This is a genomic window from Achromobacter mucicolens (assembly GCF_029866465.1).
In the GTDB taxonomy this organism is placed as follows: Bacteria; Pseudomonadota; Gammaproteobacteria; order Burkholderiales; family Burkholderiaceae_B; genus Achromobacter; species Achromobacter mucicolens.
In genome coordinates this window covers 963033-974252 of the sequence record NZ_CP123364.1, presented here as the reverse complement: position 1 = coordinate 974252, position 11220 = coordinate 963033, and the positions used below count along the sequence as shown (strand labels likewise).

The following is an 11220-nucleotide window of genomic DNA, read 5'->3' as shown; positions in this document are numbered from 1 at the left end:
TACCTCAGTTCAGTCGCGGATTGAGCGCATCGCGCAGCCAGTCACCCAGCAGGTTGACCGACAGCACCAGCAGCACCAGCGCCGCGCCCGGGAAAATGGTGATCCACCACTCTCCGGAAAACAGGAAATCGTTGCCGATCCGGATCAGCGTGCCCAGCGACGGCGCGGTCGGCGGCACCCCCACCCCCAGGAACGACAGCGTCGCCTCGGTGATGATGGCGGTGGCCAGGTGCACGGTGGCCAGCACCAGCACCGGACCCAGCACGTTGGGCAGCACGTGGCGGAACATGATGACGGGCGAGGCCACGCCGATCACGCGCGCGGCCTGCACGTACTCGCGGTTCTTTTCGACCAGCGTCGAACCGCGCACCGTGCGGGCGTACTGCGGCCAGCCGGCCAGCGCGATGGCGCCGATCAGCACCGGAAAGGCGATGATCTCGTGCATCTCGCGCGGCACCGCCGCCCGCGCCACGCCGTCGATCAGGAGCGCGATCAGGATGGCGGGGAACGAGAGCTGCACGTCGGCGACCCGCATGATGAAGGCGTCGATGCGGCCGCCGGCATAACCCGACACCAGCCCGAGCACGATGCCGATCAGCATGGACAGCAGCACCGAGGCCAGGCCGATCAGCAACGACACGCGCGTGCCGTACAGGATGGCCGAGTACAGGTCGCGGCCCTGGCTGTCGGTGCCCAGCAGGTACGTGGCCTGCCCGTTGGGTTCCCAGGCCGGCGGCAGCAACGCGTCCAGCAGCTCGACCTTGGTCAGGTCGAACGGATTGTGCGGCGCGACCCAGCCGGCCCCGAAGGAACCGATTAAGAGCGCCGCGAGCAACAGGGTGGCCACGATGGCCACGGGCGCCCGGCGCCAGGCCCAGGCAATGTCGCTGTCCCACCAGCGTTTGAGTACGGCGCGCATCAGTGAGCCCCCCCGCCGCGAGTCAGCCCGGAACGCAGCCGCGGGTCCACGACGAAATACAGAAGATCGACGATCAGGTTGATGACCACGAACACCAGCGCGATCAGGCACAGGTACGCGGCCATCACCGGCACGTCGGCGAATTGGACGGCCTGGATGAAAAGCAGGCCCATGCCCGGCCACTGGAACACGGTCTCGGTCACGATGGCGAAGGCGATGATGCCGCCCAGTTGCAGGCCGGTGATGGTGATGACGGGCACCATCGTGTTCTTGAGCGCGTGGCCGAAGTGGATGGCGCGGCGCTTCAGGCCCCGGGCGCGCGCGAACTTGATGTAGTCCGAGCGCAGGACCTCCAGCATTTCGGAGCGCACCAGCCGCAGCACCAGCGTCATCTGGAAGAGCGACAACGTGATGGACGGCAGGATGAGATGCTTCCAGCCCGTGGCGGTGAACAGGCCCGAGGTCCACCAGCCCAGGCTGACGGTATCGCCGCGCCCGTAGCTGGGCAGCCAGCCCAGTTGCACCGAGAACACCAGGATCAGCAGGATGCCGATCAGGAAGGTCGGCAGCGACACGCCCAGCAGCGACCCGGCCAGCAGCATCTGCGAGACCAGGCTGTTGCGCTTGAGCGCGGTGTACACGCCCAGCGGCACACCCACGACCAGCGCCAGCAAGGCAGCCACCATCGACAGCTCAAGCGTGGCGGGCAGGCGGGATTTCAGCAGGGTGGAAACGGGTTCGCTCTGGCGCAGGGAGATGCCGAAATTGCCCTGCACGGCATTGGCCACGAAATGGCCGAATTGAACGATGGCGGGCTCGTTCAGGCCCAGGCGTTCACGCAGTTCGATGCGCTCGGCATCGGTGGCGTCCTGTCCCAGCATGATGGTGACAGGGTCGCCGACGTATTGAAAAAGCACGAAGGCCAGTAGCGCGACGGTGAGCATCACCGCTACGGCCTGCAACAGGCGACGCAGTATGAAAGCGAACATAGGCGGAAAAAAGCAAGACGGCGGAACCGGGTAGGTCCCGCCGTCTGGTTAGCCTGGATCAGTCAACCTTGACCCAATCGGCAACGAGGCGGTTGTCGGCACGGTGGATGACCGTGACGTTCTTGCGCATGGCCCAGGGGATGACCTGGTCGTGCAGCGGGATGTGCCCGAAGTCCTTGGCGTGCCCTTCCAGCACGGTGATGATGTCGGCGTCGCGCTTCTTGGGATCGGTCTCGGTCTTGATCCGGTCGATGATGACGTCCAGTTCCTTGTTGCTGTAGTTGCCCAGGTTGTACATGCCGTCCGCGCCCTCGCCCTTGGTGCGGATCAGGTTCTGCAGCGTGTACATGGCGTCGAACGTGGGCACGCCCCAGCCGAACAGGTAGGCGCTGGTGTCGAACGACTGCACCTTCGGGAAGTAGGTGGAACGCGGCATGGCGTTCATGGTGGCCTTGACGCCGACCTTGGCCCACATGCCGACGACGGCCTGACAGATGGCTTCGTCGTTGATGTAGCGGTTGTTCGGGCAGTCCAGCGTGAAGTTCAGCGTGCCGTCGTAGCCGGCTTCCTTCAGCAGGGCGCGGGCCTTTTCGGGGTCATAGGGCACGCGCTTGTGCAGCGATTCGGCCCAGCCATGCACCTGCGGCGCGATCATCGTGCCGGTGGGCGCCGACAGGCCGCGCATCACGGCGCGCTTGATGGCGTCGACGTCGATGGCGCGGTACAGCGCTTCGCGCACGCGCACGTCCTGGAACGGGTTCTTGCCCTTGATGTTGGAGTACTGCAGCTCCGGACGCTTCTGGTCCAGGCCCAGGTAGATGGTGCGGTATTCGTTGCCCTCGACGACCTTCTGGGACTGGCGCAGGCGGTCCAGGTCTTGCGCGGCCGGATCCAGCACGAAGTCGATCTCGCCGGACAACAGCGCGGCGGTGCGCGTGGCGTTCTGCTTGATCGGGGTGAACACGACTTCGGTCACGTTGCCGACCTTGCCGGCCTTGTTCCACCAGTCCTTGTTTTCCTCGAAGACCGTGCGCACGTCGACTTCGCGGCTCTTGAGCTTGTAGGGACCGGTGCCGTTGGTGTTGCGCGCGCCGTAGGTTTCTTCCTTGTTGACGAAGTCCTGCGGCTTGGCGATGTTGTTCTTTTCGGACCAGGCCTTGTTCATGATGAACACGTTGGTCAGCTGGCGCAGCAGCACGGGGTTGGGCGCCGAGGTTTCGATCTCGACCGTCAGGTCGTCGATCTTGCGCGCTTCCTTGATGCCGGTGGTGTAGGCCTTGTAGTTGGACGTGGGCGCCATGGCGCGGTGGATCGAGAACACCACGTCGTCGGCGGTGAACGCGGCGCCGTCATGGAACTTGACGTTGGGGCGCAGCTTGAAGCGATACAGCGTGGGCGACACCTGCTCCCATTCCGTGGCCAGTCGCGGCGACACCTTGAAGGACTTGTCGTAGTCGACGAGCGGCTCGTAGATGTAGCTGTTGGCGGCGATCGTCATGCCCTCGTTTTGCGAGTGCGGGTCGAACGTGAGGATGTCGCCCTGGGCGGCCCAGCGGAAGGTCTTGGCTTGCCCGATCGAGGGCACTGCCACGGCGGCGGCGATCGCGATAGCAATCAAAGTGCGGCGCATAGGTGTCAACTCCTGACAGTAGTCTGAATACCGGCGCGAGTGTGCCTAGCGGCGAGACCCGCGTCAATTCAGGGTTTGTGCGTACCGGAGGGGGTTTTCAGAGAGAGCGGGCAATCAGGGACGCATAAGCATGTAACGAAATAATCGGACCGAACGATGTTCGAGTGCGTGCTTGCAACGGAAGGCGTCATTCGTCGGTGTCGATGGGCAGCTCCAGCGGCACGTGCTCGGTCATCAGGACATCGAGCATTTCGATGAGCATCGCGGCCTTGGCTTCGCCGAAGGGCGCGAGCACCGCCTTTTGATGCTGCAAGGCCTGCTCGCACAGCCCGCCGATGAGGTTTGAGCCCTTGGCCGTGATGCAGACCCGCGTCTGACGGCGGTCTGCGCGTACGCCGGTGCGGGCCACCAGCCCGTCGGCTTCCATGCGCTGCACGACCTTGCTGAGCGTGGGCTGCTTGGTGATGGCCAGCACCGCCAGGCTGCCGATGGTTTCGCCGGCGCTGCCCTGAAGACTGGCCAGCACGCGCCATTCGGTCACGGACAACCCGGCGGCCTTGACCTGTTGATGGAATTCCGCCGAGATGCGCTGGCTGGCCTGCGCGAGCAGGTAGGCCAGGTAGCCGTCGACGAACCGCGGGCCCGCCGCTGCCGCGCGCGTGCCGCGTGGCTTATCCGCCTGCATGTTGGTTTGCTCCCACGCACCCATTTCGAAGGCCCGCCCCGTTGCCGAAAAGCGAATTGCACCACGACGGCGCAGCCGCGCGCCATGCTGTACCGCAATGCTGTTGCGCAGCACAGGGTATACCCCAAATCGCAACCCGTTTTTGCACCATTGCAGCGCTCCGAAACCGTCAAAAAGCTAAAGGACAACCAGTATATACACCCTTGTTTTAGCGTGATATTTTTTGATTTCCATGAAATTTCATCTTTTTTATTGACAGCTAAAACGTTGACTCCTAAAGTATTTTTCAGGCGATGTTTTCGTGGCAGGACGATGCTGCACGGCAGCACGGATTAAGGACCCGCCCGGGTCCGCTCAAGGGATCCAGATGGCGGAAAGATCTTTCAAGAAAGAAGTCCAGCAGCTGCGCATCGGCGCGGGCGAGGAATTTCGCGGCGAAGGGATTCTTGCCGTCACGAAGGCGCTGCTTCAATCGGGCGTGGGCTACGTCGCCGGCTATCAGGGTTCGCCGATCTCGCATCTGATGGACGTGCTGGCCGACGCCAGCGACATCCTGCAGGAACTGGGCGTGCACTTCGAGGCCAGCGCCTCGGAAGCCACGGCCGCGGCCACGCTGGCGGCCTCCGTCATGTACCCCATCCGCGGCGCCGTCACCTGGAAATCCACGGTGGGCACCAACGTCGCGTCCGACGCGCTGGCCAACCTGGCCTCGGGCGGCGTCACGGGCGGCGCGCTGGTCATCGTGGGCGAAGACTACGGCGAAGGTTCGTCGATCATGCAGGAACGCTCGCACGCGTTCGCCATGAAGTCGCAGATCTGGCTGCTGGACCCGCGCCCTAACCTGGAAAGCATGGTCAAGGCGGTGGAGGACGGCTTTGCGCTGTCCGAAGCCAGCAAGACGCCCGTGATGCTGCAACTGCGCATCCGCGGCTGCCACGTGCACGGGCGTTTCATCGCCAAGGAAAACAAGCGCCCGGCATTCAGCCTGGCCGAGGCGCTGGAAAGCCCGGCGCGCGACACCAGCCGCATCGTGCTGCCGCCGGCGTCGTTCCTGCACGAACAGGAAAAGATCAAGGAGCGCTGGCCCGCCGCCATTCGCTACATCAAGGAACACCAGCTCAACGAACACTTCGACGGCGAGCAGGGCGATATCGGACTGATCCTGCAGGGCGGCCTGTACAACGGCGTGATTCGCGCGCTGCAGCTTCTGGGCCTGGCGGACAACTTCGGCAACAGCCGCATCCCGCTGTACGTCATGAACGTGACCTACCCCGTCATCGAGGACGAGGTCATCGACTTCTGCCGGAGCAAGCGCGCCGTGCTGCTGCTGGAGGAAGGGCAACCGGACTACATCGAGCAGAACCTGCACGCGGTCCTGCGCCGCGCGGGTGTGAGCACGCAGTTGTCCGGCAAGGACGTGCTGCCGATGGCAGGCGAATACACCACCCAGGTCATGCGCGACGGCCTGCGCGAGTTCCTCAAGCGCAACCGGCCGGAATCGCTGCAGACGCATCCGGCCGTGGCGGCGGATGGCCAGGCGCAAGCGCCGGCTGAACCGCAGCTCACGATCACCGAAATCTCGCGGCCCAAACCCGCGCGCCCCGCCGAGCAGCCCATCACCTTCCACAAGCACGTCGAAGGCCTGGCGGCCGTTGTGCCGCCGCGGCCCGCCGGCTTCTGTACGGGCTGTCCGGAGCGGCCGATCTTTTCGGCGCTGACGCTGGCGCAGGAAACGCTGGGCCAGCACCATATCTCGTGCGACATCGGCTGCCACCTGTTTTCCATCCTGCCGCCGTTCAACCTGGGCGCCACGACGATGGGCTACGGCCTGGGCGCCTCCAGCGCGGCCGCGTTCAACGTGCCGGCCGCCAAGCGGCCCATCTCCATCATGGGCGACGGCGGCTTCTGGCATAACGGGCTGGCGTCCGGCATCGGCAACGCGGTGTTCAACAAGTACGACGGCGTCATCGTCATCGTCGACAACTTCTACGCCTCGGCCACCGGCGGGCAGGACATCCTGTCCTCGCGCGCCGACAACCCCGACCGCTCGACCAACAACCCGATCGACCAGGCCGTGCGCGGCGTGGGCGTGAAGTGGGTGCGCACGCTGGACAGGACCTACGACGTCGCCAAGGTGCGCGCCACCATCGAAGAGGCGCTGACCACCGACATCAAGGGTCCCAAGGTCATCATCGCGCAGTCCGAATGCATGCTGAACAAGCAGCGGCGCGTGAAGCCGCTCTTCAACAAGGCGGTCAAGGAAGGCAAGCGCGTCGTGAAGGAACGCTTTGGCGTGGATCCGGATGTCTGCACGGGCGACCACGCCTGTATCCGGCTGTCCGGCTGCCCGTCGCTGACGGTCAAGGACAGCGGCGATCCCCTCAAGGAAGACCCGGTCGCGCACGTGGAAAGCAGCTGCGTGGGCTGCGGCAACTGTGGCGAGGTCGCGCATGCGGCCGTGCTGTGCCCGTCGTTCTACCGCGCCGACATCATCCACAACCCGACCGGCGCCGACCGCTTCGTGGCGCGCCTGCGCGGCGCGGTGATCGGCTTTCTGCAACGGCGCCGCGCGGCGCGCCTGGCGCACGACGCCCTTTGAGGAACCCAGCACCATGAACGCGGCGGCGATGCAACAAGGCAACCCCATCAAGATCGCCATCCTGGCCATGGGCGGCCAGGGCGGCGGCGTGCTGGCCGACTGGATCGTCGACATGGCCGAGCACGCGGGCTGGTGGGCGCAGACCACCTCGGTGCCGGGCGTGGCGCAGCGCACCGGCGCCACGATCTACTACCTGGAGCTGCTGCCCGAGGCCGACGTGCAGCGCGCCGGCCGCCAGCCGGCCCTGGCGCTGATGCCCACGCCGGGCGACGTGGACCTGGTGGTGGCCGCCGAACTGATGGAAGGCGGCCGCGCCATCCAGCGCGGTCTCGTGACGCCCGAACGCACGGTCCTGATCGCGTCGTCGCACCGCAGCTTTGCAGTCAGCGAAAAGTCCGCGCCCGGCAACGGGATCGCGGACCCGAACAAGGTGCTGGAAGCGGGACGCGCCGCCGCGCGCCGCTTCCTGTGCTTCGACCTGCAGGATCTGGCCGACCGCGCCGGCAGCGTCATCAGCGCCAGCCTCTTTGGCGCGGTGGCCGGCAGCGGCGCCCTGCCCTTTACCCGCGACGACTTCGAGGCCACCGTGCGGCGCGCGGGCCTGGGCGTGGACGCGAGCCTGCGGGCGTTTGCGCTGGGCTTCGAGTCGGCCGACAAGGCGCCGGACGCGCCCGCCGCCATCGACCTCGCGCGTCCCGTTCCGCCCGTGCCCGAGCGCGCCGCCAGCCCGCGCGCGCAGGCCTTGCTGGACGCCATCCGGCGCGACTTTCCGGCCTGTGCGCAGCCCATGCTGACCGCGGGCGTGCGCCGACAGATCGAATTCCAGGACCTGGCCTACGCCGAAGACTACCTGCGCCGGATGAAGGCGATCCGCGACCTGGACGCGCAGCACGGCGGCGACGCCAGCCAATGGGCGCTGACCTGTGCCGCCGCGCGCTACGTGGCCACGGCCATGGCGTACGACGACGTGATCCGCGTGGCGGACCTGAAGACGCGCGGCACGCGCTTTGACCGCGTGCGTTCGGAAGTCGGCGCGCGCCCCGGCCAGCTCGTGGACACGACCGAATTCATGCACCCCCGGCTGGAAGAGATCTGCGGCACGCTGCCGGCGCGGCTGGGCCGCTGGCTGGAGGGCTCCAAGGCCTTCGGCGGCTTCGTGGAGCGCAGGCTCGGCAAGGGCCGCCGCCTGCGCAGCGGCACGCTGGGCGGCTTCCTGATGCTGTACACGCTGGCCGGCATGCGGCGCTTCCGGCGCGGCACGCTGCGCCACCAGATCGAGGCCGAATCGCTGGAAACGTGGCTGGCGCTGGTGGCCCGGCTGGCGCCGCGCGACTACGCGCTGGCGGTCGAGACCGTCAACTGCCGCCGCCTGGTCAAGGGCTACAGCGATACCCATGTGCGCGGCGGCGGCAAGTACCGGCAGCTCATCGCGGCGGCGGACCAGCTGGCCGGCCGTCCCGATGCCGCCGACGCGCTGCGCGCGCTGCGCGACACGGCGCTTGCCAACGTGAAGTGCGAGCCCATGGAACGCCAGATTGCGGAAAAACTGGCCGCCTGAGGCCGCCATCAGACAGAGACAGACATCGTGCAGACACTCAAACTGATCGTCCGGGAAGTCCGGCAGGAATCGCCGCTGATCCGCTCGTTCCGGCTGGCGCGCGAAGACGGCGGCGCGCTGCCCGCCTTCGGCCCCGGCGCGCACCTGAAGGTGACGATCCCCAGCCTGCGCGACCCGCGCTGCTATTCGCTGGTGCAGATGGCGCCCGAGGCGGGACGCTTTGCCGAACCCGCCGAGTACCGCCTGGGCGTGCGGCTGGAAGAAACCAGCCAGGGCGGATCGCGCCACATGCACGCGCTGTCGGAGGGCGACGTGCTGACCGTGGAAGGCCCGAAGAACGACTTTCCGCTGCACGAATCGCCTGCCGGCGACGAGCCGGTCATTCTGATTGCGGGCGGCATCGGCATCACGCCGATTGCGTCCATGGCCGCCGCGCTCAAGTCCGCCGGCCGCGCGTTCCATCTGCATTACTGCGGCCGCAGCAAGGACCAGCTTGCCTTCCTGCCCGAGCTGCAGGCGCTGGCGGGCGGCGACCTGACGCTGCACGCCGACGACGATCCCGCGAGCCGGTTCGACCTGCAGGCGCTGCTGGCGTCGGCCACCCCGCGCCAGCACCTGTACGTCTGTGGTCCCAAGGGGCTGATCGACGCCGTCATCCAGGGCGCGCACGCACGCCACTGGCCCGACGCCCATATCCATTTCGAGCTTTTCGCGACGGCCGCGCCGCAGGCCGGCGACCAGGCCTTCGAGGTCGAACTGCGCCAGTCCGGCCGCGTGCTGACGATTCCCGCCGACAAGACCATCGTCGAGGTGATGGAAGAAGAAGGCTGCGACCCGATGGTCGACTGCAAGCGCGGCGAATGCGGCGTGTGCCAGGCCACCGTGCTGGAAGGCGAACCCGACCACCGCGATTACTACCTTTCCGACACCGAGAAGGCGAGCGGCAAGATCATCCAGATCTGCATCTCGCGCGCCAAGTCCGCGCGCCTGGTGCTGGACCTGTAGTCCCCGACAAGGAAGCGACCATGGGCAAATACCGCGACAATCCCGACGCCATCCGCGCGCTGCTCCGCGACACCGAGGTGCACAAGGACCTTTTCATCGACCAGGAACTGTTCGACCTGGAGATGGAACGCCTGTACGCCAACACCTGGGTCTATGTCGGCCATGACAGCCAGGTGCCCAACCCGGGCGACTACATCACCACCACCGTCGGCAACCAGCCCGTGGTGATGGTCCGCCACAGCGACAAAAGCGTGCGCGTGCTGCACAACCGCTGCCCGCACAAGGGCACCATGGTCGCGGGCGACGCCTGCGGCAACACGGGCAAGTTCTTTCGCTGCCCTTATCACGCCTGGACGTTCAAGACGGACGGCAGCCTGCTGTCGATCCCGCTGAAAAAAGGCTACGAGAAAACCGGCCTGGAAAACTGCGAAGCCAGCCAGGGCATGGCGGCCGTGAAAGACGTGCGCAACCATCGCGGCTTCGTCTTCTGCCGCCTGAACCCCGAGGGCCAGTCGTTCGAGGAATTCTTCGGCGATTCGCTTTCGACGCTGGACAACATGGTCGACCGCTCGCCCGAAGGCCGCCTTGAGGTCGCCGGCGGCGTGCTGCGCTACATGCACCGCTGCAACTGGAAGATGCTGGTCGACAACCAGACCGACACCTGCCATCCGATGGTCGCGCACGAATCCTCGGCGGGCACGGCGGTGAAGGTCTGGGAACAGGCGCCCGAAGGCACGCCCAAGCCGATGGCGGTCGAGCTGTTCGCGCCGTTCATCTCGCCCTACGAGTTCTTCGAGAACATGGGCATCCGCGTCTGGGAAAACGGGCACGGGCACACCGGGGTTTCCGACTCCATCCACGCCTCGTATTCGGGCGTCCCGGGCTATTGGGACTCGATGGTGCAGGCCTACGGCGAAGACCGCGCCAAGGCGATCCTGGGCGACGTGCGCCACAACACGGTGTACTTCCCCAACATCATGGTCAAGGGGCCGATCCAGACGCTGCGGATCTTCAAGCCGATCGCCGCCGACCGCACGCTGGTGGAGTCCTGGACATTCCGCCTGGTAGGCGCGCCGGACCTGCTGCTTGAACGCACGCTCATGTACAACCGGCTCATCAACGCGCCGACGTCCGTGGTGGGCCACGACGACCTGGAAATGTACGAACGCGCCCAGGACGGCCTGCACTCGCGCGCACGCGACTGGGTCAACGTGGGACGGCTTTACGCGCCGGGCGAAGCGGACCAGAAGAACGTCGTCACCAATGGCACCAACGAATGGCAGATGCGCAACCAGTACCGCGCATGGGGCCGCTACATGACCGGATCGGAGTCGGTATGAGCGCAAGCGACCGCGAGTTGATCGATTTTGTCTACGCCGAGGCGCGCATGCTGGACGAGCTGCGCTTCGAGGAATGGCTGAACCTGTACACGGACGACGGCTATTACTGGATGCCGCTGGCGCATGGACAGACCGATGCCAAGCTGCACGCCTCGCTGATGTACGAGGACAAGCTGCTGCTGCGCGTGCGCGTCGAGCGGCTGGCGGGCCAGCGCACGTTCTCGCAGCAGCCCAAGAGCCGCTGCCATCACCTGCTGCAGGCGCCCACGGTCGAGCATGACCATCCCGAATCGGCGCCTGCCGAAGGGCGGCACGTAGTGCGCACCGCCTTCCATTACGTCGAAACGCGGCAGGACACGCAGACCCTCTTTGCGGGCTGGGCCACGCATCACCTGGTGGAACAGGACGGCGCGCTGCGCATCCGCCTGAAACGCGTGGACCTCGTCAACTGCGACGCGGCCTTCGGCAACATCCAACTGTTCATGTAGGAGCGGA

Annotated in this window: 9 protein-coding genes; 5 read left to right on the top strand and 4 right to left on the bottom strand. The window is 66.2% G+C overall.

Features of this window, described 5'->3' with window-relative positions; genetic code table 11:
- Positions 1-4: 4 nt before the first annotated feature.
- The 4 genes from QEP15_RS04345 to QEP15_RS04330 all read right to left on the bottom strand — a co-directional run bounded on the left by QEP15_RS04345 (position 5) and on the right by QEP15_RS04330 (position 4223).
- Positions 5-919: an ABC transporter permease gene (locus QEP15_RS04345; protein ID WP_056321125.1), complete on the bottom strand. Its 915-nt coding sequence runs from the start codon at positions 917-919 to the stop codon at positions 5-7.
- Positions 919-1908, bottom strand: a complete 990-nt coding sequence (locus tag QEP15_RS04340; RefSeq protein WP_008158681.1) for an ABC transporter permease — start codon at positions 1906-1908, stop codon at positions 919-921. Before QEP15_RS04340 ends, QEP15_RS04345 begins: the two co-directional genes overlap by 1 nt.
- A gap of 58 nt (positions 1909-1966) precedes the next feature.
- Positions 1967-3538 (bottom strand): ABC transporter substrate-binding protein, encoded by a 1572-nt coding sequence (locus tag QEP15_RS04335; protein WP_062840337.1) that lies wholly within the window; start codon positions 3536-3538, stop codon positions 1967-1969.
- Between the two features lie 187 nt (positions 3539-3725).
- The gene (locus QEP15_RS04330) at positions 3726-4223 is read right to left on the bottom strand and encodes a MarR family winged helix-turn-helix transcriptional regulator (protein WP_217618752.1); all 498 of its coding nucleotides are present in this window, start codon (positions 4221-4223) and stop codon (positions 3726-3728) included.
- 367 nt (positions 4224-4590) lie between these two features.
- Here QEP15_RS04330 and QEP15_RS04325 point away from each other — a divergent pair, with 367 nt between their 5' ends.
- From QEP15_RS04325 to QEP15_RS04305, 5 genes are read left to right on the top strand one after another with little or no spacing between them, the layout of a single operon-like run.
- Positions 4591-6822, top strand: coding sequence for a thiamine pyrophosphate-dependent enzyme (locus tag QEP15_RS04325; RefSeq protein ID WP_280148501.1), 2232 nt, complete (start codon positions 4591-4593; stop codon positions 6820-6822).
- 13 nt (positions 6823-6835) lie between these two features.
- A complete protein-coding gene (locus QEP15_RS04320) occupies positions 6836-8380 on the top strand; it encodes an indolepyruvate oxidoreductase subunit beta family protein (RefSeq protein WP_280148500.1) in 1545 nt (514 codons plus the stop codon).
- A 27-nt stretch (positions 8381-8407) separates the two neighbouring features.
- Positions 8408-9385 (top strand): PDR/VanB family oxidoreductase, encoded by a 978-nt coding sequence (locus QEP15_RS04315; RefSeq protein WP_280148499.1) that lies wholly within the window; start codon positions 8408-8410, stop codon positions 9383-9385.
- Between the two features lie 20 nt (positions 9386-9405).
- The gene (locus QEP15_RS04310) at positions 9406-10725 is read left to right on the top strand and encodes an aromatic ring-hydroxylating dioxygenase subunit alpha (protein ID WP_280148498.1); all 1320 of its coding nucleotides are present in this window, start codon (positions 9406-9408) and stop codon (positions 10723-10725) included.
- Positions 10722-11213 (top strand): aromatic-ring-hydroxylating dioxygenase subunit beta, encoded by a 492-nt coding sequence (locus QEP15_RS04305; RefSeq protein ID WP_056321109.1) that lies wholly within the window; start codon positions 10722-10724, stop codon positions 11211-11213. Before QEP15_RS04310 ends, QEP15_RS04305 begins: the two co-directional genes overlap by 4 nt.
- Positions 11214-11220: the final 7 nt, after the last annotated feature.

Coding starts and splice junctions, on each gene's coding strand:
- QEP15_RS04320 (WP_280148500.1), top strand. CDS start 6,836: ATGAACGCGGCGGCGATGCAACAAGGCAACCCCATCAAGATCGCCATC.
- QEP15_RS04305 (WP_056321109.1), top strand. CDS start 10,722: ATGAGCGCAAGCGACCGCGAGTTGATCGATTTTGTCTACGCCGAGGCG.
- QEP15_RS04335 (WP_062840337.1), bottom strand. CDS start 3,538: ATGCGCCGCACTTTGATTGCTATCGCGATCGCCGCCGCCGTGGCAGTG.
- QEP15_RS04330 (WP_217618752.1), bottom strand. CDS start 4,223: ATGCAGGCGGATAAGCCACGCGGCACGCGCGCGGCAGCGGCGGGCCCG.
- QEP15_RS04340 (WP_008158681.1), bottom strand. CDS start 1,908: ATGTTCGCTTTCATACTGCGTCGCCTGTTGCAGGCCGTAGCGGTGATG.
- QEP15_RS04345 (WP_056321125.1), bottom strand. CDS start 919: ATGCGCGCCGTACTCAAACGCTGGTGGGACAGCGACATTGCCTGGGCC.
- QEP15_RS04310 (WP_280148498.1), top strand. CDS start 9,406: ATGGGCAAATACCGCGACAATCCCGACGCCATCCGCGCGCTGCTCCGC.
- QEP15_RS04325 (WP_280148501.1), top strand. CDS start 4,591: ATGGCGGAAAGATCTTTCAAGAAAGAAGTCCAGCAGCTGCGCATCGGC.